The organism is Streptomyces sp. NPDC058307, assembly GCF_042880295.1.
In the GTDB taxonomy this organism is placed as follows: Bacteria; Actinomycetota; Actinomycetes; order Streptomycetales; family Streptomycetaceae; genus Streptomyces.
In genome coordinates this window covers 1-20,032 of the sequence record NZ_JBHVYZ010000015.1, presented here as the reverse complement: position 1 = coordinate 20,032, position 20,032 = coordinate 1, and the positions used below count along the sequence as shown (strand labels likewise).

The following is a 20,032-nucleotide window of genomic DNA, read 5'->3' as shown; positions in this document are numbered from 1 at the left end:
GCCAGGGCGGAGGGGCCGCCGGTCGTGGCGGGTACGGAGTCGGCGCGGGCGGGGGCGGACGCGGTGGTCGTCGGCGCCGGGGCTGTGTGACCGTCGGCGTGTGCCACGCGGTGCAGTGCGGCCGCGGCGGTCTTGAACAGGGGCTGCTTGGAGACGGGGTCCCAGTCGGTGACGGTGGTCTCGTTCGCGGCGCGGGCGGGGGTGTCGCCGTCCGGGGCGTGCCCGGCCCTGGTGTCCCAGTAGCCGTAGTGGAAGGGGACGAACAGCAGTCCCGGGCGGATGTCGGTGACGCGCAGCCGCCCCCGTACGGCGCCGCGTGGCGTCGTCACCTCGACCAGATCCCCTTCGTGCAGTCCGAGTCCGGCCGCGTCGGAGGCGGACGCCTCCACCCACACGTCGGGGGCCGCCGCGTTCAACTGCGGCGCGCGTCCGGTCTTCGTGCGGGTGTGGAAGTGGTAGAGGGTACGGCCCGTGGTCAGCTGGAAGGGGTAGGTGTCGTCGGGCGCCTCGTGGGGCGGCTGATACCGGGCCGCCTTGATCATGGCCCTGCCGTCGAGGTTGAGGGAGCGGTACTCGACGACCTCCTGGGAGGCGCCGGTGACCAGGTCCTTGCCGTAGCTCTCGCAGACGTCGGGGTGGGCCCAGGTGATGCCGTCGGTGTAGAGGCGTTCCGTGCCGTCGGGGGCCTTGTCGTTGCACGGCCACTGGATCCCGGTCCCGCCGCGCAGCCTGTCGTAACTGAGGCCGGTGTAGTCGCAGGGCCGGCCGGCGCTGCAGCGTTTCCACGCCTCGAAGGCGGACTCGGGGTCGTGCCAGGTGATCAGCGGGCCGCCGTCCTTGTCCCGGAAGTCCATGCGGGCCGCGTAGTCGAGGAAGATGTCCAGGTCCGGCCTGGCCTCTCCGGGAGGTTCCACGGCCTTGTCGGACAGGTGGACCGTGCGGTCGGCGTTGGTGAACGTGCCCGTCTTCTCGCCCCAGGTGGCGGCGGACAGGACGACGTCGGCGAGCTGGGCGGTCTCGGTGCGGAACAGGTCCTGGACGACGACGAAGAGACGCTCCTGCTCCAGGATCGAGCGGATGCGGGACAGCTCCGGCAGGGAGACGGCGGGGTTGGTGCCGCTGATCCACAGCATGCGGATCGAGCCCTGCTCGGCGTAGCGGAACATCTGCATCGCGTGGGTGGGCGGGGCGTAGTGCGGGATCGTCTCCGGTGCGACGTTCCACACCTTCGCCAGGTCGGCGACGTGGCTGTCGTTCTGCCAGTTGCGGAACCCCGGCAGGTCGCCGTCGGCTCCGCACTCGCGGGTGTTCTGGGCGGTGGGCTGGCCGTTCATCTGCAGCACGCCCGCGCCCGGGCGCCCGAGCATGCCGCGGATCAGGTGCAGGTTGTTGACCTGTACGGCGGCGGCGGTGGCCTGGTGCGACTGGTAGACCCCTTGCAGCACCGTGGACAGCAGCCGGTCGGCGGTGCCGAGGATCTCGGCGGCCTCACCGATCAGGGCGGTCGGCACGTCACAGATGGCGGCCGCCCACGCGGGGGTGCACTTCTCCACCTGGGCGGCGAGTTCGTCGAAGCCGACGGTGTGGGCGGCGAGGTAGTCGTGGTCGACGCGGTCGGTACGGATGATCTCGTGGAGGAGCGCGTTGAGCAGGGCCACGTTGGTGCCGAGCCGCGGAGCCAGGTGTACGGCCGCCCTGCGCGCGACCTGGGTGGGGCGCGGGTCGACGCACACCAGGCGGGGCGGGTCGGCGCCCTCCAGCCGGTCGAGGACGCGCATCCACTGCACCGGCTGCGTCTCGGCGAGGTTGTGTCCGAACAGCGCGATCACGTCGGCGTGGTCGATGTCGTCGTAGCTGCCGGGCTGTCCGTCGCAGCCGAAGGACTCCTTCAGCGCCTCGGCGGCGGTGGCCGTGCACAGGCGGGTGTTGCCGTCCAGGTGGTTGGTGCCGATCCCGGCCTTCGCCAGCACCGCGAGCGTGTAGTACTCCTCCAGGAACAGCTGCCCGCTGGTGTAGAAGCCGATCGATCCGGGGCCGCGGTCGTCCAGCAGCTCCCGGGAGCGGGTGACGATCCGCTGCATCGCGGTGTCCCAGTCGCACGGCACGAGCCGGCCGTCCTGCCGGATCAGCGGTGTCGTCAGCCGGTCCGCCGAGGCGTTCGCCTGCCAGCCGAAGAGGTCCTTGGGGCCCAGCCTGCCATGGTTGACCCGGTCCTGCGCACGGCCGCGGACACCCACAATGCGGCCGTCCACCACCGCGATGTCCATCGCGTCCCCGTCGGAGTGCAGGATCGACGCGGCCTGCACCCACCGCTGCACTGTGCCCTGGTCGACGCCCTCCTCCAGGAAGGTGTCCACGCGGTCGGGCCACGGCTCATGCCGGCCGTACGGAGTACGGCTTCCCCACGGCCGGGCGATCCGGTCCACCGAAGCATCCATGTCCGCCTCCCTGTGAACCCCCCAACGCTCCCCGCCACCTGCCACGACACGGCGACACCGCGTCTCACCGGTACCCTCCGCCACGGTCGCCTAACGCCGAGCTGCGCCATCGGGGGCCACGAACGTCTCACTCCGAGCAGGCCCTCACGGAATCCCGTACGAACGAACGGGCCCGCAGGTGAACCCTCCGGACCCGTTCGCTCCGTCCGCCCGGCGGCCTACTTGAAATGAGCGGGGCGTTTGATGCCCGCGCGCCCCGCTTTCTCGATGCGCTCCAGTCCGGCGCTGTTCCGGTACTCCTCCGCCTCAGCCCAGTCCTTGGGCTGCTGGAAGAGCAGTTCACCGCCGCCCGGCACGATGAACGCGCCGCCGAAGGGCTCGTCACCCGCGTACCAGACACCATCGGTGATGCCGGCAGGCCACCGACCACGCAACATGGTGTTGCTCGCGCGGAGCGTGAAGGGGGTGCCGCCCTGATCTCCGAAACGCAGGTAGAGCGTGTGGGTCGACTCCATGCCGTACTTCTCGACCGGGGTACGGAATTCGAGCGGGTAGACCCGGAAGATCCGCCAGCACTTCGACACCCGGATCATGCGACTGCCGAAGATCATCAGTGTCCACATAGCTCCGAGGAACCCGATGATTCCCACTGGCAGCAGATAGTCGAGCTTGAAAACGAACAGCTGGATCCACAGCAGCAGAAACACCGGGAAGAACTTGAGGAATTTCTTCAGCGCGACGACGTAGTGGTATCGCAGCGCGCCCCGGAAGTCTGTTCCGTCGGTCGCGTACGGCGCAGGCGGGGTGTTCGACACCAGATTGTCTCTCCGCCTGTCTGGCTCTGTCATCCGAACGGGCTCCTTTCCTCTGCCCCCGAGCCGGAGTCGGAGAACGGTCCGGGAGCGTTGTCCGCTTCGACCGGGGCTGGGGCTGCCGGGTCTTCGAACGTCACCGTACGCGCGACGCCGAGCAGCACGCCTCGGTAGTCGTCGGCGAGCTCCACCGACGCGGTGACCAGTTGCACGGTGATGATCGACGAGGTGCGAGGAACGGGGATCGCCACCGTGCCCTGCCAGACGGTCCCCTCCGCGGGGCCCTCCTGACCGGCGGGAGGAGCTGTCGGCGCGACCGTGGTTCGTTCCGTCTCCCACAGGTACCCGGTGCCCGCGGACAGCTCCACGGGCACGATGCCGTTGTCCGGCCCCGTCCCGCTGTCCCCCAGCATCTGGAGGAGGACGGCTTCAGGGTGCGCTCCCGAAGTCGGGACGGTGGAGACCGTGAGCACGGACAGCGTGGAGCCGCCGCGATCGTCCGGGTGCATACCGAGCGCGCACCCCATGACGGCCTGGCTCCGCAGCATCGTCAGGACGATGGCGTACAGGCGGAACACTTGATCCGCGCGGTCCCGCACGTCATCGGGAAGTGCCTTGAGCTGCCGGGCCACCTCCTGAATGCCCTCAGGTGACGGCTGGAGGTCCAGTTGGAGATATCCGTAGGGTAGCCCGTACCAAAATTCCGGCTTCCGCTCGGCCTGCATCGTGTCACGCAATCCATTCACAGGCGGACACCGCTCATGAATTCGCCGATACCCATAAAGAGCTCGGCTGCTCCGCCCTTCAGTCCGGTCGAAGCAGCCACACCCTTGGTGATCTCGGACGCGTCGTGTCCAGGGCCGTTCTTCGGGAACACGTCCAGGCTTTCCAGGGACGACGCCATGTTCGCCGCCACGTTGACGCCGTTGATGCCGTATTGGAGTGCTCCGGTGGCAGGGGAGGTCGCCACGTCGAGAGCCTTGTAGCTGAAGGCGGGCACGATTTCCTTGCCGAACGTGCCCAGCTTCGAGCCCAGCGACAAGGCCTCCCCGCCTTCTCGGGCAACGGCCGCCGCGAGACCCGCCTCGCTGCCGGCCTTGGCGAGGGCGCCGACACCGGGCACCATGCCAAGGGCGTCACCGCCCATGGAGGCATAGGCGAACACACCTTCCTTCAGGCCGTATTCCCCCCTCAACGAGTCCCTGAAGTCCTCGCTCGCAAGGTTCTTGGCCATGGACACCGCGCTCGCCGCGACCGCGATGCCCGCGAAGACCGGCGCCAGCGGGGTGGGGAGCAGGGCCAGCAGTCCGGCGATGGCGCCGATCGTGCCGGCGTGCTCCACGAGGAACTCGCCGACCGCCTTGAGGCCTTCACCGATGGCGCTGAGGGTCTTGCTGAACCACCCCGGCTCCTTGGGGGCCAGCTTGTCGTCGGCCTCGTCGAGGGTGCGGGCTACGGCCTCGGCCGCGTCGGTGTGGGTGCCCTCCAGCTCCTTCGCCTTCGCGATGACCTCGTTGTAGGCGGTGTTGGCGCTGTTGAGGTGACTGGTGGCCTCGTTCAGTTCGCGCTCGGCGGTACGCAGGCGCTCCGTCGCGGCGTCCGCCTCCGCCTGGCTGGGGTATTCCTTGCCGGCGAGCTTGAGGTCCGGGTTCGCCTTGGCCTGGTCGTAACGGGTCCGGGCCTTGTCGGCGTCGGCCTTGTTCTCGCGCGCGGCATCGTCGTATTTCTTGGCCAGGTCGCGGTGGGAGGTGAGGTCGCCTTCCCATGTGCCGAGGGCCGCAGCGGCTTTCTCGAGCGACTGCCCGGCGTTTCTCATGGCGGTCTTGAGGTCGCCGTCCAGCGTGTCGCGGAACGCGCTCGCCGCGTCTCCCTGCCAGCCGGAACTCGCTCCGAGCAGATACTCGATCTGACGGTGGCAGTTGTTGAGGGTCTCGGCCGCGGACTTCACCTTGCGGTGGAGGGAGGTGACCTGCTCGGGTACGCCGGGCACCGGGTTCCAGCCGAGGCTCGGGTAGGGGTTGTCGGCCACCGGTTACTTCCCCCCGGTATTCGCGGCGTTGGTCTCTTCCATCTTCTTGAGGGCCTTCGAGAGGTTCTCCTCGAACTGCTTGTAGCTCAGCGCGGTCTTTTCCACGCCCTCGTCCACCGCTTTGATCATGTCCTTCAACTGGCCTGTTCCGTACTTCCACTTGTTCTGGAAGGTTTCACACGCCTCGTCCAGCCGCGGAGTTCCGATCTGTTCGGCGCTGACAGCGGAGAGCGATTTGCGCGCTTCCTCCAGATCGGTAACGGACTGCTTCAACACCCGGCCAAAAGAGTCCAATTGGCCGAGGTCGACCTTGAATTCATCCGCCATGAGGCGACCCCCTTCTTCGATTGCGACAGACGTTCCCATTGTGTTGTCGGCGCGCCCCCAGACTAAAGTACGGGCAAAGGCGCGTTGCCGTCGTTCCCCCTGCGAACCAGCAACTTCGGGCCGGTGACCGTGAGTTCGCTGGGCAGCCGACAGCGGTGAGCTCTGACCTCGTCCATTGCGGGAGGCGACCCCTCACCCCACCCGTCGGGCGTAGCGCCTGGCGGCGTAGTCGGCGGAGAGCGCCACGCTCACCGCGTCGGCAGGGGAAAGGGCGAGGGTCCGGCGCGTGGTACCGGACGGGACGGAGCCCAGATCGTTCCCCTGACCTCCGGCACGACACGTCACCGGCCCATCCAGCGCCGTAGGTCCTCGACCGCGCCCAGGCCGGACGCATCGGCCATGAAACGGGGCGCCCGACAGACCCGGCCCCGAGCCGGTCTCACGGCGGACGGCCTCGTTGGTGATCACCGGCTCCCCGAGGTCGGCACAGACAGTGGTGCACTTCATTCGCGGGACGGGCCGATCGGGCCAGGTGGGCATCCAGGGAGGTGAACACCTGGCCCGACCGGCCCGCGTATCCGATGAACCGGAACGGCCCGCGTGACACCTGACCGCTCTCCTCCGACAACTCGCGTGCGGCCGCCTGCCGAGGAGACTCCCCGTCCTCGATACGCCCACCGGGCAGTTCCCAGTGGCGGCGACACCGATCGAAGACCATGAGGACACAGTCGGCGTGCCAAAGGGAGACCAGCGACGCCGGCAGCGGCGCGTCACGCGGTGGTGCCTCCTCTGCGCCGCGGGCCAACGCGACCAGGGCGTTGCCGCGGTTGTCGACCACGAGCAGTGGATCCGTGAAGTCGGACACCTCACCATGCCCCCGGCCCACCAACGGACCACCGGCGGGAAAGCCCTCCCCAGCCGACACCCATGGAAACCGATCAGTTTTCATTCTGTCCGGATCGAGTTAACCTCGCAGTATGACCACCGAAGCGAAGCCCAGTCCCCGAGAGCGGTTGCTGGATGCGGCGGCCGCGCTGACCTACCGATCCGGTGTCAACATCGGCGTCGAGGCGCTGTGCAAGGCGGCGGGGGTGTCGAAGCGCTCCATGTACCAGCTGTTCGAGAGCAAGGACGAGTTGCTCGCGGCGAGTCTGGAGAAGCGCACCTCCGCCTACGTGGCGACCCTCCTGCCCGCGGCGGACGACAAGCGTTCGCCCCGGGAGCGGATCCTGCACGTCTTCGCGCAGGTGGAATCACAGTCGGCCGCGCCCGAGTTCCACGGCTGTCCCTACCTGGCCGCGCAGATCGAGCTCAAGGATCAGGACCATCCCGCGAGCCGGGTGGCCCACCGGGTCAAGGAGAACCTGACCTCCTACTTCCGCGCCGAGGCCGAGCAGGGCGGGGCGGCCGATCCCGACCTGCTGGCCCGGCAGCTCAGTCTGGTCTTCGACGGGGCCAGCGCACGGGCGGGAATCGGAGCCGACAAGCTCCCGGGGCTCGTCGCCCCCACGGTGACCACCCTGCTCGACGCCGCGGGCGTCCGCTGACCTGGTCGACGGCCGCCAACCGCCCCTCCGCAGGGAGGGTCAGGCCGCCGCGGGCCCACGTCCCTCGCGCTGTGACACGGCCAGGTAGGCGACGAGGCCCAGGATGGCGAGTGTCCACGCCAGGGTGACCGGTTCCAGGCCCAGCGCGAGGCCGCCGCGGGAGCGGTTCACCGCCATCCAGTCGGCGAGCGAGGCGCCGAGGGGTCGGGTGATGACGTACGCGGCCCAGAAGGCGGTCACCGCGTTCAGGGTGCTGAAGCGGTGAGCCAGCGCGGGCACGCAGATCGCGGCTGCGAAGAGGAGGACCGAGCCCAGGTAGCCGAGGCCGGCGGTGGCGGTGAGGTCGCCCGCCGCGGTGCCGAGCGCGAACGTGGCGAGGACGGCCGCCCAGTAGAACGTCTCGCGTCGGCGGGTGCGGATGCTGTGGATGGACAGAGTGCGCTCGCTCGCGTACCAGAGGCCGAAGACGGCGGCCAGGACGGCGAGGAACGCCGGGGTCGAGACGGCGTAGGGGACGCCGAGGCCGACGTGCAGGACGTCGGCCGCCATCGTGCCGAAGACGCTGACCATGACGACGGCGGTCCAGTAGACCCAGGCGATGTGACGACGGACGGTCAGCTGGACGGCCAGTGCGGCCACCAGGGCGACGGCGCCGGCGGCGACCGCCGGGACCGGGCCGAGCACGCGGGCCAGGAGATCGGACGCCGTCTCTCCCATGCCGGTGGTCAGCACCTTGATGATCCAGAAGAATGCCGTCACTTCGGGCACCTTGTTCGCCATCGGGTGCGGGGTGCGGCGGGACCGGTCGTCCAGGTCGCCAAGGTCGCCAAGGTCGCCAAGGTCGCCAAGGAGGTGCGGTGTCGTCATGGCCCGCACGATGACATGGTCAACTGCCTTGTTCCCAGACTGCTTTGCCATAGTTTTTGGTGTTCTGGTGGTTGAGTTTCCCGGCAGACGGCCGCAGACGGCCGCAGATGGCCGGGGCAAGCTTTACCTGCGCGTCCTCGCCGTCGGCGTCGGCTCCGGGCCGTCGGCGCGCAGGGGGTCGTGACCGGGCTTCGGAGGATCGGCGACCACCGTGCCCTTCTTGTGGTGGCGGGGCACCACGTCCTGGGGGAACGTCAGCTGCTGGTTCATCCACTTCAGGGCCGGGGGCATCTCCTGCACCCAGGTCGGGAAGTTGTGGCTGCCGTGCCCGGGCTGGATCGACACGACCCGCATGGGCGCCTTGACGGCCTTGATGAAGGCCTGCGTCTGCGGATAACCGCGCTCGCCGTGCTTGCTCTCGGCCACCAGGACGGAGACTTCGGGGACGGGCAGGTGCTTGAGCCGCCACATCAGGTCGTGGCCGTTGATCCGCTCGGTGCGGTCCGGGCCGTTGCCGAAGAGGTTGCCGGTCGTGGGGTCGTCCTTGACCTTGTAGTCGGGCGACAGGGCGGCGGCCGTCGTGTACACGTGCGGATCGCGCATCGTCAGCTGCAGGGCGCAGCTGCCGCCGGAGGAGTAGCCCATGACCCCCCACGCGCTGGCGTCGTGGCCGATCCGGTAGGCGGACTTCAGGGCGTCGGGGAGGTCCTTGGCCAGGAAGGTCTCGGTCTGCGGACCGCCCGGCACGTCCACGCACTCGGTGTCGCGCGGCGGGGCGATCGTCGGCCGGATCATCACCATGATCGTCGGCTGCATCTGACCGCTCTTCTGCAGCGCCCCGGCCGTCTGGGACACCCGCAGATACTGCGCGAGGTTGAAGATGCTGCCCGGGTAGCCGCTGAGCGCGACGATCACCGGGAAGCGCTGGCGCTTGTACGCCTTCTGGAAGTACTGCGGCGGGAGGTAGACGAACGCCGGGTCGACCACGCCCGTACGGCGGCCGATGACCTTCACCGACTCCACCCGCCCGTTCACCGCGGCGGGGCCGGTGGGCAGGCCGCTGACCCGGCGCAGTTGCTCGTCGGTGGCGGGCTGGACCAGCGCCCCCTTCACGGTGACACCGTCCACCGTCCCGGCACCGGCGGTGCCGTAGTCCCCCGCCTGCGTCACCCCGACGGGGGCCGTCTCCACGTGGCCGAAGAGTTCGCCCCAGGATCCGAAGAACTGGTACGACGAGTTCAGCCAGCACGCGAACGCGGCGAGGATCACCACCTGCGTGGTCCCGAGGGCCACCAGGCGTCCGAGCACCTGCAGCAGCCCCTGCCGGGCGAACCGTGGCCACCACCAGACCAGCAGTGCCACACACACGGCGGCGAGTGCCACCATCACATACACGGTCGTCTCGCTGGTCAGACCCATACCGGATGATCCCCGATTTCCTACCTGTGCGGTTTCCTTCACACAGAAGGAGGGGTCTGGAATCCTCCGCGTTCCCCAATTAGTGCAAAAGGGGTGGTGATACCGCCCACTCGGCCGCGCCCCCCGCCTGCCGCCCCATGGTGCTCGCCCGCGGGACGAGCCGGTGCGGGGCCCGGATCTCCATGCCCGGGACCGGGGACGAGCTGCCTATCCGCTTGAGGAGCCGCGCCACCGCCGTCTCGGCGATCATCTTCTTGTCCGGCGAGACGGTCGTGACGGGCGGGTTCGAGTAGCGGGCGTCCTCGATGTCGTCGTAGCCGACGACGGCGATGTCCTCGGGGACACGCAACCCCCGGGCGGCGAGCGTGTGCAGGGCGCCCAGGGCCACCAGGTCGCTGTAGCAGAAGACCGCGTCGGGCGGTTCCGGCAGGTCGAGCAGGTGGGCCATGGCGCTCGCGCCGTCGGAGCGGTTGAAGCGCGGGGTGGAGATGACCAGTTCCTCGTGGACCGGTATGCCGGCCCGCTCGTGGGCCAACCGGTAGCCCTGGGTGCGCAGTTGGGCCGCCTCACCGGTGCGGTAGGGCTGGTCGCCGATCGCGGCGACGCGGCGCCGGCCGAGGCCGAGCAGATGCTCCGTGGCCTCCCGGGAGGCGGTGACGTCGTCGATGCCGATGTGGTCGAAGCCGCCGTCGCTCACCCGCTCCCCGAGCACCACCAGCGGGAGGTTCGCGTCGCGGTCGCCCAGCTCGGACTGGGCCAGCCCGAGGGGGCTGAAGATGACCCCGTCGAACAGCAGCTGCTGGGAGCCGCGGCTGAGGAAGAGCCTCTCGTGCTCGGCGTCGCCGTCGGTCTGGTCGATCAGGACGTTGTAGCCCCGCACCCGGGCCGCCCGGATGATGCCCTGGGACAGCTCGGCGAAGTAGGGCGTGTCCAGGTACGGCACCACCACCGCGATCTGGCCCGAGCGGCCGGAGGCGAGGTTGCGGGCCAGGACGTTGGGCTGGTAGCCGAGCTCGTCGACGGCCTTCTGGACCCTGGCACGCATGGCCTCGGAGACCGGCGCGTAGCCGTTGACCACGTTGGACACGGTCCGGCTGGAGACGCCGGCCAGCTCCGCGACGTCGCGTAGTGTGACGCCTCTTGCCATATGTCCACCTTCGTCCCGGATGCCGTTTTCAGCGCTGAAAGTTTCTTGTGGGTTACCTCTTGCAGCGCGGCAAGTTCTCGGTTAACACTTTTGCAGCGCTGCAGAGCGTAGCAGAAGGGGGCCTGATCCAGCCGGGTCGGGAACCCAGGGACCGTGACGTCACCGCGTCGCGGACCGGACCAGTAGGAGCCGCAGTGGGAAGAGCCACCACTCAGGGACCGGGAGCCGCACCGGCCCTGACAGGGCTTCACTCTTTACTCGTGGTGGTCTGACGGCGCCCGTGCGCTGATCACCGAGCTCTCGCTCCATTTCACCGACGTCACAAGCGCCCACCCTCCCGCGCCGGTTGACGCCGCCCTCACCCAGCCGCGGTCCCCGCATGCCCTCGGCCCTCCTCGCCGACCCCTGTGTCCGGCGTACCCCCGTCCTGCCTCCCTCGCCCCTGCCCTCGGGCACCACATCCAGGAGATTTCTCATGTCCTCCACCAGAAGGCCCACGTCCCGTTCCCTCAGGCGGACCGCGGTCGCGGCGACCTCCGCCGCCCTCGCCGGCGTGCTCCTCGCGGCCTGCGGGTCGGGCGGCGGCAGCGGCAGCGGCACCACGGGCAGCGGCCCGGTGCACATCAAGGTGTGGGCCTGGTACCCGCAGTTCAAGCAGGTCGTGGCCGAGTTCAACAAGACCCACAAGGACGTCCAGGTCGACTGGGTGCAGGCGGGCGTCGGCCAGGACGAGTACACCAAGCTGAAGACCGCGCTCAAGGCGGGCCAGGGCGCCCCCGACGTCGTCATGCTGGAGTTCCAGGAGCTGCCCACCATCCAGCTCACCAAGGGCCTGCTCGACATGGGCAAGTACGGCGCCAACGCCGACAAGGGCAACTACGTCGACTGGGCCTGGAAGCAGGCCTCCGACGGCGACCACGTCTACGCGATCCCGGTCGACGGCGGCCCGATGGCGATGATGTACCGCGCCGACCTCTTCAAGAAGTACAAGCTGAAGGTCCCCACCACGTGGGCGGAGTACAAGGACGAGGCCGTCAAGCTGCAGAAGGCCGACCCCAGCGCGTACATGACCGACTTCGGCAGCGACGAGACGGCCGCCGGCTGGCGCCAGGGCCTGATGTGGCAGGCCGGCTCCCGCCCCTACACCTACTCGGCGAGCAAGCTGCCGGACATCGGGATCAACCTGAACGACGCCGGCTCCAAGAAGGTGTACGACTACTGGGGCGACCTGGTGAAGAACAAGCTGGTCGACACCCAGTCGTACGCCACCACGGACTTCTACAACGGGCTCAGCACCGGCAAGTACGCCACCTACATCGCGGCCGGCTGGGGTCCGGGCTACCTCTCCAGCGTCGCCCAGAAGACCGCGGGCAAGTGGCGTGTGGCCCCGCTGCCGCAGTGGACGGCGGGCGGCAACGACCAGGGCGACTGGGGCGGTTCGAGCTTCTCGGTGACCTCGCAGACCAAGCACCCCAAGGAGGCCACCGAGGTCGCCCGGGAGCTCTTCGGCACCTCCCAGGCGGCCTGGAAGATCGGCATCGACCAGGCCTACCTGTTCCCGCTGGTCAACCCGATCCTCAACGGGGCGTACTTCCAGGACAAGAAGTACGACTTCTTCGGCGGCCAGCAGATCAACAAGGTGTTCGTGCCCGCCGCGAACGGCATCGGGACCTTCGACTGGAGCCCGTTCCAGGACTACGCCTACAACACCGACACCAGCGAGGTCGGCAAGGCCGTCCAGGGCGAGAGCGCCTGGTCGTCCGTGAACGACAGCGTCCAGCAGCAGGTGAGCTCCTACGCGGCCAAGCAGGGATTCAAGGTCGGCAAGTAACCGGCCCGAGTCCCCGACTCCCCCTGCCCCCGCCGGCGCCCGCGCGTCGCACCGCCCGCCGGCGGGGGCTCCGTAAGACGCGCAAGGAGATGTGATGAGCCTGCTCCGACAGCAGGGACCCGCACCGGCCGTAGCCCCAAGTGCCGTTCCCCGAAAGGGACTTCGCGTCCCGGGGACCGGCGGGAGCGCCGGCCGCCGGACCGGGGGGCTGTCCGCCCGCACCCGCCACCAGGCCATGGGCCTGCTGCTGATCACCCCGTTCGGCCTGCTCTTCGCGGCCTTCCTGGTGGCCCCGCTGGCCTACGCCTTCTGGCTGAGCCTGAGGACCTCCACCCTGGTCGGCGGTGACCACTTCAGCTGGTTCGCCAACTACCGGCAGACCTTCAGCGACCCGCACTTCCTGTCCGGTGTGCGCCGGGTGGCGGTCTTCGGCCTGGTGCAGATCCCGGTGATGCTGGGACTCGCGCTGCTCGGCGCCCTCATCATCGACGAGGTCTCCAGCAAGCTCGCCAAGGTCTTCCGGATGACGCTGTTCATGCCGTACGCCGTCCCCGCGGTGATCGGCGCCCTGATGTGGGGCTTCCTCTACAGCCCCACCTTCGGCCCGGTGAACTCCCTCAGTCACGCCCTGGGCACGGGCAGGATCGACCTGCTCGGCCACAGCCTGATGCTGACCTCGCTCGGCAACATCGTGACCTGGCAGTGGACCGGCTACAACATGATCGTCCTGTACGCCGCCCTGCAGGGCCTGCCCCGCGAGGTCTACGAGGCGGCCAAGCTCGACGGCGCGGGCCAGGTCCAGACGGCCCTGCGCATCAAGATCCCGATGATCTCCTCGGCCATGGTGCTCACCCTGATGTTCACCATCATCGGCACCCTGCAGTTCTTCACCGAGCCGCGGGTGCTGGAGCCGACGGCGTCCTCCGTGATCACCCCGGACTACACGCCCAACCTCTACGCCTACAACCTCGCCTTCCAGTACTCGGAGTTCAACTACTCCGCCGCCATCTCCTTCTCCCTGGGAGCGGTGGTCTTCATCGGCTCCTACCTGTTCCTGTTCGCCGCGCGCAAAAGGAGCGGACTGAAGTGACCACCGCCGCCGTCCCCGCCCCCGCCCCCGCCGTCACCGTCGCCGTCCCGGCGCCCCGCCGTACGTCCTCCGCCAAGGGACGCGTCACCGTCAACGCGGTGATGGTGGCGATGATCCTGTACTTCCTGCTGCCGTTCTGGTGGCTGGTCGTCGCCGCCACCAAGAACAACGACGCCCTGTTCTCCACCGCGGCCCTGTGGTTCCACCAGCCGGGCGCCTTCTTCACCAACCTCCGGCAGCTGTTCACCTACAACGACGGCGAGTACCTGCGCTGGATGGGCAACACCGCGATCTACGCCGGCGTCAGCGGTGTCGGCGCCACCGCCGTGGCGACCCTCGCCGGGTACGCCTTCGCCAAGTACCGCTTCCCCGGCCGCAGCCTGCTCTTCTCCAGCCTGCTCGGCGCCATCATGGTCCCGGCGACCGCGCTGGCCATCCCCACCTATCTGCTGCTGAGCAAGGTGGCGCTGACCAACACCATGTGGGCGGTCATCCTGCCCTCGCTGCTGAACCCGTTCGGCGTCTACCTGGTGCGGGTGTACGTGCAGGAGTTCCTGCCGGACGAGTTGCTGGAGGCGGCCCGGGTCGACGGCGCCGGAGAGCTGCGCGTGCTGTGGTCCGTCGCGCTGCCGACGCTGAAGCCGGCGCTGGTGACGGTGCTGCTGTTCTCCATGGTCGGCACCTGGAACAACTTCTTCCTGCCGCTGGTGATGCTGAACAACGACAAGCTGTTCCCGCTCACCGTCGGCCTGCAGTCCTGGTACCAGGGGGCGCTGATCCAGTCCGGTGCCAACGCGCTGTTCACCCTCGTGATCGCGGGCTCCCTGGTGGCGATCATCCCGCTGATCGTGGCCTTCCTCCTCCTCCAGCGGTACTGGCGCGGCGGCCTGACCGTCGGAAGCCTCAAGTAGCCCTCCTCGCAGGCATCTTTCCTTCCCAGGCACCCCCCTCCCTTTCGCGCACCTCCCGGAGCGACCTCCATGCTGCACGCCTCCCTGACCGTCGACCCCGCCTTCCGCGTCGCCGACGTGAGCCCCCGGACCTTCGGCTCGTTCGTCGAGCACATGGGCCGCTGCGTCTACACCGGCATCTACGAGCCCGGCCACTCGTCCGCCGACGAGGACGGCCTGCGCCGTGACGTCCTGGACCTGGTGCGCGAACTGGGCGTGACCGCCGTGCGCTATCCCGGCGGCAACTTCGTCTCCGGCTTCCGCTGGGAGGACAGCGTCGGCCCGGTCGCCGACCGCCCCACCCGCCTGGACCTCGCCTGGCACAGCACCGAGACCAACGCCTTCGGTCTGCACGAGTTCCAGCGCTGGGCAGAGAAGGCCGGCGTCGAGCCGATGATGGCCGTCAACCTCGGCACCCGGGGCGTGGCGGAGGCCCTCGACCTGCTGGAGTACTGCAACCACCCGGGCGGGACCGCGTGGTCCGACCAGCGGATCAAGAACGGCGCCCCTGACCCGTTCGGCATCCGCATGTGGTGCCTGGGCAACGAGCTGGACGGCCCCTGGCAGACCGGTCACAAGACCGCCCAGGAGTACGGCCGTATCGCCGCCGAGACCGCCCGGGCCATGCGCATGGTCGACCCCGGCCTCGAACTGGTCGCCTGCGGCAGCTCCAGCTCCTCCATGCCGACCTTCGGCGCCTGGGAGGCCACCGTCCTGGAGGAGGCCTACGACCAGGTCGACTACATCTCCTGCCACGCCTACTACGAGGAGCTCGACGGCGACCTCGGCAGCTTCCTGGCCTCCGGCGTCGACATGGACCACTTCGTCGAGTCGGTGGTCGCCACCGCCGACCACATACGGGCCAAGCTGGGCAGGAAGAAGCGGATCAACCTCTCCTTCGACGAGTGGAACGTCTGGTACAACACCCGTTTCGAGGCGCAGGGCAAGCCCACCGACTGGGCCGTGGCCCCCCGGGTGATCGAGGACGAGTACAACGTCGCCGACGCCGTCGTGGTCGGCGGACTGCTGATCAGCCTGCTGCGCAACAGCGACCGGGTCACCGCCGCCTGCCTCGCCCAGCTGGTCAACGTCATCGCCCCGATCCGCAGCGAGCCCGGCGGCCCGAGCTGGCGGCAGACCACCTTCCACCCCTTCGCCCAGGCGGCCCGGCACGCCCGCGGCACGGTCCTGCGGGTGGAGCCGGTCGCGCCGGTGTACGAGACGAAGAGGTTCGGCGAGGTCTCCGTCGTGGACGCCGTGGCCACCCACGACGGTGACGAGCTGACCGTGTTCGCGATCAACCGGCACCAGAGAGACAACGTCGAACTCGCCCTGGACCTACGGGCGTTCCCCGGTCACGTGCTGGTGGAGCACTCGGTGCTCAGCGACCCCGACGTCCGCGCCGCCAACACCCAGGACGACCCCGACCGGGTCCGGCCGTACGCCGCCGACGCCGGTTCGGTCACCGACGGCCGCCTCACCGCGAGCCTGCCGCCCGTCTCCTGGAACGTCATCCGGCTGCGCCGCGCCGGCTGACCCACCCCTCTGACACCCGCCGCTCCCGACTCCCCCCTTTTTCTCCCGGGAGCGGCGGGCCCCGCACTATCCCCCTCTTTTCCGGACATTCCTCGGGAGCCGCCCATGTCCACCATCAGGGAAGGCGCCAGACACCGCGCCATACCCCGCACCCAGGCGATCACGCTGCTGCTGGCCCTGCTCGCAGCCGCCGTCGCCCTCGTCCTGCCCGCCGCCGGTCCGGCGCACGCCGTCTCGCGCGCCTCGCAGACGATGTACACCCCGCCGTCGAACGCCCCCTCGCCCGGCTCGCTCTACCCGCGCGCCGTGCGCCTGCAGTACAGCGGATCGTCCAACGGCACGCTGCTGGCCACGTTCGAGCAGTACAGCTCGGGCACCCCGGTCTTCCCGGTCTACCGCAGCACCGACAACGGCAACAGCTGGACGCAGATCTCCAGCATCAGCGACACTCACAACGGCTTCGGAAACCGCTACCAGCCGTTCCTGTACGAGCTGCCCACGCAGATCGGCAACTTCCCGGCCGGCACGATCCTCGCCGCGGGCAACTCCATCCCGAGCGACCTGTCGACGACCGAACTCGACCTGTACGCCAGCACCGACCACGGCGTCAGCTGGTCGTACGTCAGCTCCATCGCCACCGGCGGCGAGGCCGACCCCAGCAACGGCAAGACCCCGGTGTGGGAGCCGTTCCTGATGGTGTCGGGCTCCAAGCTGATCGCGTACTACTCCGACCAGCGCGACCCGAACCACGGCCAGAAGATCGTCCACCAGGTCTCCACGGACGGTCTCACCTGGGGTTCCGTGGTCGACGACGTGGCGACGTCGACGTACGGCGACCGTCCGGGCATGCCCGTCGTCGCCAAGCTGCCCAACGGCAACTACGTGATGACGTACGAGTTCTGGGGTGCTCCCGAGGGCGGCTTCACCGTCTACTACAAGATCTCCGCCAACCCGGAGGCGTTCGGCTCCGCCACCGGCATCGCCCTCAAGGCGACCGACGGCACCGTGCCCACCAGCTCGCCGTACATCACCTGGCTGCCGACCGGCGGCGCCAACGGCACCCTGGTCGTCAGCGCCAACAGCAGCGACGACCTGTTCCTCAACACGCAGAACGGCGCCGCCAACACCTGGACGCGCATCGCCTCCACCGTCCCCGGCGGCTACAGCCGCGGTCTGCTTCCGCTGGCCGACGGCCACAGCCTGCTCGTCCTCAGCGGCGGCCACCTCACCAGCACCGGCCTGAACCCGATCACCTACGGCACGATCGACCTGGGCGGCGGCATCTCGGACGGTGCCACCTACACGGCGTCGAACGCCAACAGCCATCTCTTCCTGACCATCGCGGGCGGCTCCACCACCAACGGCCTGGGCGCCACCCAGCAGAACGCCGACAACGCGAGCGACCAGAAGTGGAAGTTCGTCCAGCAGACGTCCGGCTACTTCAAGATCTTCAACGTGGCGAGCGGCAAGGTGCTGGGCGTGACGAACCAGTCCACCGCCAACGGCGCCAAGGTCGTGCAGTGGGACGACAACGGCACCCTGGACCACGAGTGGGCGATCGCCCCGAACCCGGCGGGCGGCTACACCGCCACCAACCGGATCAGCGGCAAGTACCTGGAGATCCCCAGCGCCTCCACCGCCGTCGGCACCGCCGCCGGACAGTGGGCGGACACCGGCTGCGCCTGCCAGCGCTGGAACCTCACCCAGACCGCCCTGCCGAACCTGGCCACCGGCCAGTACCGCCTGGTCAACAAGCACAGCGGTGAGCTCCTGGAGATCCCCGGCGCCTCCACCACCGCGGGCAAGCAGGCGGGCCAGTGGGTGAACACCGCCAACAACTGCCAGCTGTGGACGTTCACGTCGCAGAGCGGCGGGGCGTGGACCGTGAAGAACGTCAACAGCGGTCTGTTCCTCGACAGCAACGGCTCGACCTCGGCCGGCGCGGCCGTCGTCCAGAAGGCGTCGTCCACCGCGAGTTCCCAGCAGTGGACGCTCACGGACGCGGGAGGCGGCTACTACAAGCTCGTCAATTCCGGCAGCGGCCTGGTGGCGGACGTCGCCTCGGCCTCCACCGCCAACGGCGCGCTGATCGTGCAGTCGGCGGACAACGGCGCCGATGACGAACTGTGGCAGGTCGTGCGGATCAACTGATCCCTCGGGGGGTCCGGCCGAGGCCGGACCCCTTATCCTCTGCCCTAGATCCCGAACAGCGATCGAGATGTCGAACGAAAGGTGGGGCGCCATGCCCGAGGAACCCTGCGTCGTGGGTGTCGACTACGGCACCCTGTCCGGCCGTGCCGTAGTCGTCCGCGTCCGTGACGGCGAGGAGCTCGCGTCGGCGGAGCACGTCTATCCGCACGCGGTCCTGGACCGCGAGCTGCCGGACGGCACCCGGCTGCCCCCGGACTGGGCCCTTCAGGTGCCCGCCGACTACATCGACGTGCTGCGCACCGCCGTACCCGAGGCCCTCGCCCGCGCCGGTGTGGCGCCCGAGCAGGTCATCGGCATCGGCACCGACTTCACCGCCTGCACGGTCCTGCCGGCGCTCGCGGACGGCACCCCCCTGTGCGAGCTGCCCGAGTACACCGCCCGCCCGCACGCCTACGTCAAGCTGTGGCGCCACCACGCGGCCCAGGGCCAGGCCGACCGGATCAACGCGCTGGCCGCCGAGATGAAGGAGCCGTGGCTCCAGCGCTACGGCGGGAAGATCTCCTCGGAGTGGGAGTTCGCCAAGGCTCTGCAGCTCCTGGAGGAGGACCCGGAGATCTACCGCCGTACGGAGCGGTGGGTGGAGGCGGCGGACTGGATCGTGTGGCAGCTGTGCGGCACGTACGTCCGCAACGCCTGCACCGCCGGTTACAAGGGCCAGTACCAGGACGGGGTCTACCCGTCGCCCGCCTATCTGGGCGCCCTGCACCCGGACTTCGCCGGTTTCGTCACCGACAAGCTGGACCATTCGATCGGCCAGCTCGGCGACCCGGCCGGGACGTTGACCGCCGAGGCCGCCGCCTGGACGGGACTGCCCGAGGGCATCACGGTCTGTGTCGGCAACGTCGACGCGCATGTCACCGCCCCGGCGGCAGCGGCCGTGGAGCCCGGCCAGATGGTCGCCATCATGGGCACCTCCACCTGCCATGTGATGAGCTCCGACCAGCTCGGCACGGTGCCGGGCATGTGCGGTGTCGTGGACGGCGGGATCCTGCCGGGCCTGTGGGGCTACGAGGCCGGGCAGAGCGGGGTCGGCGACATCTTCGGCTGGTTCGTCCGCACCGGGTTCCCCGCCGAGTACGCCGAGAAGGCCGCGGCGGCCGGGCAGTCCGCGCACGAGTACCTGACCGAGCTGGCCGCCCGGCAGAAGGTGGGCGAGCACGGACTCGTGGCCCTGGACTGGCACAGCGGCAACCGCTCGGTGCTGGTCGACCACGACCTCAGCGGCCTGCTGATCGGCCAGACGCTGTCCACCCGCCCCGAGGACGTCTACCGGGCGCTGCTGGAGGCCACCGCCTTCGGCACCCGCACCATCATCGACGCCTTCGAGGCCGCCGGCGTGCCGGTGGAGGAGCTCATCGTCGCCGGCGGGCTGACGAAGAACGCACTGCTCATGCAGATCTACGCCGACGTCACCCGCCGCCCGCTGGGCGTCATCGGCTCCACCCAGGGCCCGGCGCTCGGTGCGGCGATGCACGCGGCGGTGGCGGCCGGGGCGTACCCCGACATCCAGGCCGCCGCCCGGTCCATGGGCAAGGCCGACCGCGGCGTCTACCAGCCGGACCCGGAACGCGCCGCGGCCTACGACCGTCTCTACGCCGAGTACCGGCTGCTGCACGACTACTTCGGCCGCGGCACCAACGACGTCATGCGCCGCCTGCGCCGCCTGCGCACCGAAGTCTCCGCCTCCTCCTGAAAGGAAAACCCTCATGGACACTAACAACGCCACCGCCCACTCCGGCCAGGAGATCTGGTTCCTGACCGGCAGCCAGGGCCTGTACGGCGACGACGTCCTGCGTCAGGTCGCCCAGCAGTCCAGGAACATCGCCGA

The 20,032-nt window shown here is 69.3% G+C and carries 16 protein-coding genes; 7 read left to right on the top strand and 9 right to left on the bottom strand.

The window, feature by feature from the left end; translation table 11 throughout:
• From ACFVYN_RS13530 to ACFVYN_RS13505, 6 genes are all read right to left on the bottom strand, one after another.
• Window positions 1–2,438: molybdopterin oxidoreductase family protein (locus ACFVYN_RS13530; protein WP_389997012.1), on the bottom strand; the 2,438-nt coding region annotated here is incomplete at its 3' end.
• 218 nt (window positions 2,439–2,656) lie between these two features.
• Window positions 2,657–3,286 carry a hypothetical protein gene (locus tag ACFVYN_RS13525; protein ID WP_389997009.1) on the bottom strand — a complete coding sequence of 210 codons (630 nt, stop codon included), beginning with the start codon at window positions 3,284–3,286 and terminating at the stop codon, window positions 2,657–2,659.
• Window positions 3,283–3,975 carry a hypothetical protein gene (locus tag ACFVYN_RS13520; RefSeq protein WP_389997006.1) on the bottom strand — a complete coding sequence of 231 codons (693 nt, stop codon included), beginning with the start codon at window positions 3,973–3,975 and terminating at the stop codon, window positions 3,283–3,285. Before ACFVYN_RS13520 ends, ACFVYN_RS13525 begins: the two co-directional genes overlap by 4 nt.
• A 17-nt stretch (window positions 3,976–3,992) precedes the next feature.
• Window positions 3,993–5,279, bottom strand: a complete 1,287-nt coding sequence (locus tag ACFVYN_RS13515) for a putative T7SS-secreted protein (protein WP_389997003.1) — start codon at window positions 5,277–5,279, stop codon at window positions 3,993–3,995.
• A 3-nt stretch (window positions 5,280–5,282) separates the two neighbouring features.
• Window positions 5,283–5,606 (bottom strand): hypothetical protein, encoded by a 324-nt coding sequence (locus tag ACFVYN_RS13510; protein WP_389997000.1) that lies wholly within the window; start codon window positions 5,604–5,606, stop codon window positions 5,283–5,285.
• 439 nt (window positions 5,607–6,045) lie between these two features.
• Window positions 6,046–6,324 carry an NUDIX domain-containing protein gene (locus ACFVYN_RS13505; protein ID WP_389997307.1) on the bottom strand — a complete coding sequence of 93 codons (279 nt, stop codon included), beginning with the start codon at window positions 6,322–6,324 and terminating at the stop codon, window positions 6,046–6,048.
• A gap of 259 nt (window positions 6,325–6,583) precedes the next feature.
• On the opposite strand from ACFVYN_RS13505, the gene ACFVYN_RS13500 reads away from it, so the two are divergent.
• A complete protein-coding gene (locus ACFVYN_RS13500) occupies window positions 6,584–7,153 on the top strand; it encodes a TetR/AcrR family transcriptional regulator (RefSeq protein WP_389996998.1) in 570 nt (189 codons plus the stop codon).
• Window positions 7,154–7,192: 39 nt separating this feature from the next.
• Here ACFVYN_RS13500 and ACFVYN_RS13495 read toward each other — a convergent pair whose 3' ends face one another.
• The 3 genes from ACFVYN_RS13495 to ACFVYN_RS13485 all read right to left on the bottom strand — a co-directional run bounded on the left by ACFVYN_RS13495 (window position 7,193) and on the right by ACFVYN_RS13485 (window position 10,586).
• Window positions 7,193–8,020 (bottom strand): hypothetical protein, encoded by an 828-nt coding sequence (locus ACFVYN_RS13495; protein WP_389996996.1) that lies wholly within the window; start codon window positions 8,018–8,020, stop codon window positions 7,193–7,195.
• Window positions 8,021–8,143: 123 nt separating this feature from the next.
• Entirely contained in the window at window positions 8,144–9,439 is a 1,296-nt protein-coding gene (locus ACFVYN_RS13490; RefSeq protein ID WP_389996993.1) for an alpha/beta hydrolase, read from the bottom strand.
• 79 nt (window positions 9,440–9,518) lie between these two features.
• Window positions 9,519–10,586, bottom strand: coding sequence for a LacI family DNA-binding transcriptional regulator (locus ACFVYN_RS13485; protein WP_389996991.1), 1,068 nt, complete (start codon window positions 10,584–10,586; stop codon window positions 9,519–9,521).
• A 475-nt stretch (window positions 10,587–11,061) separates the two neighbouring features.
• Here ACFVYN_RS13485 and ACFVYN_RS13480 point away from each other — a divergent pair, with 475 nt between their 5' ends.
• The 6 genes from ACFVYN_RS13480 (at window position 11,062) to araB (ending at window position 19,897) form a co-directional block, all read left to right on the top strand.
• On the top strand, window positions 11,062–12,417 hold the full coding sequence (locus ACFVYN_RS13480; protein WP_389996988.1) for an ABC transporter substrate-binding protein: 1,356 nt from the start codon (window positions 11,062–11,064) through the stop codon (window positions 12,415–12,417).
• 94 nt (window positions 12,418–12,511) lie between these two features.
• Window positions 12,512–13,507 carry a carbohydrate ABC transporter permease gene (locus ACFVYN_RS13475; protein WP_389996985.1) on the top strand — a complete coding sequence of 332 codons (996 nt, stop codon included), beginning with the start codon at window positions 12,512–12,514 and terminating at the stop codon, window positions 13,505–13,507.
• Complete coding sequence (locus tag ACFVYN_RS13470; RefSeq protein WP_389996982.1) at window positions 13,504–14,418, top strand: carbohydrate ABC transporter permease; 915 nt, start codon at window positions 13,504–13,506, stop codon at window positions 14,416–14,418. Before ACFVYN_RS13475 ends, ACFVYN_RS13470 begins: the two co-directional genes overlap by 4 nt.
• A 69-nt stretch (window positions 14,419–14,487) precedes the next feature.
• A complete protein-coding gene (locus tag ACFVYN_RS13465; protein ID WP_389996979.1) occupies window positions 14,488–15,993 on the top strand; it encodes an alpha-N-arabinofuranosidase in 1,506 nt (501 codons plus the stop codon).
• 105 nt (window positions 15,994–16,098) lie between these two features.
• Window positions 16,099–18,144 (top strand): RICIN domain-containing protein, encoded by a 2,046-nt coding sequence (locus ACFVYN_RS13460; RefSeq protein WP_389996976.1) that lies wholly within the window; start codon window positions 16,099–16,101, stop codon window positions 18,142–18,144.
• Between the two features lie 91 nt (window positions 18,145–18,235).
• Window positions 18,236–19,897, top strand: coding sequence for a ribulokinase (gene araB / locus ACFVYN_RS13455; RefSeq protein WP_389996973.1), 1,662 nt, complete (start codon window positions 18,236–18,238; stop codon window positions 19,895–19,897).
• The last annotated feature ends 135 nt before the right edge of the window (window positions 19,898–20,032 follow it).

Excerpts from the sequence above, each read along its gene's own strand:
- ACFVYN_RS13510 (WP_389997000.1), bottom strand. The coding sequence starts at position 5,606 with ATGGCGGATGAATTCAAGGTCGACCTCGGCCAATTGGACTCTTTTGGC.
- ACFVYN_RS13520 (WP_389997006.1), bottom strand. The coding sequence starts at position 3,975 with ATGCAGGCCGAGCGGAAGCCGGAATTTTGGTACGGGCTACCCTACGGA.
- ACFVYN_RS13475 (WP_389996985.1), top strand. The coding sequence starts at position 12,512 with ATGAGCCTGCTCCGACAGCAGGGACCCGCACCGGCCGTAGCCCCAAGT.
- ACFVYN_RS13465 (WP_389996979.1), top strand. The coding sequence starts at position 14,488 with ATGCTGCACGCCTCCCTGACCGTCGACCCCGCCTTCCGCGTCGCCGAC.
- ACFVYN_RS13525 (WP_389997009.1), bottom strand. The coding sequence starts at position 3,286 with ATGACAGAGCCAGACAGGCGGAGAGACAATCTGGTGTCGAACACCCCG.
- ACFVYN_RS13460 (WP_389996976.1), top strand. The coding sequence starts at position 16,099 with ATGTCCACCATCAGGGAAGGCGCCAGACACCGCGCCATACCCCGCACC.
- ACFVYN_RS13495 (WP_389996996.1), bottom strand. The coding sequence starts at position 8,020 with ATGACGACACCGCACCTCCTTGGCGACCTTGGCGACCTTGGCGACCTT.
- ACFVYN_RS13485 (WP_389996991.1), bottom strand. The coding sequence starts at position 10,586 with ATGGCAAGAGGCGTCACACTACGCGACGTCGCGGAGCTGGCCGGCGTC.
- ACFVYN_RS13480 (WP_389996988.1), top strand. The coding sequence starts at position 11,062 with ATGTCCTCCACCAGAAGGCCCACGTCCCGTTCCCTCAGGCGGACCGCG.
- ACFVYN_RS13490 (WP_389996993.1), bottom strand. The coding sequence starts at position 9,439 with ATGGGTCTGACCAGCGAGACGACCGTGTATGTGATGGTGGCACTCGCC.
- ACFVYN_RS13505 (WP_389997307.1), bottom strand. The coding sequence starts at position 6,324 with ATGGTCTTCGATCGGTGTCGCCGCCACTGGGAACTGCCCGGTGGGCGT.
- ACFVYN_RS13500 (WP_389996998.1), top strand. The coding sequence starts at position 6,584 with ATGACCACCGAAGCGAAGCCCAGTCCCCGAGAGCGGTTGCTGGATGCG.
- araB (WP_389996973.1), top strand. The coding sequence starts at position 18,236 with ATGCCCGAGGAACCCTGCGTCGTGGGTGTCGACTACGGCACCCTGTCC.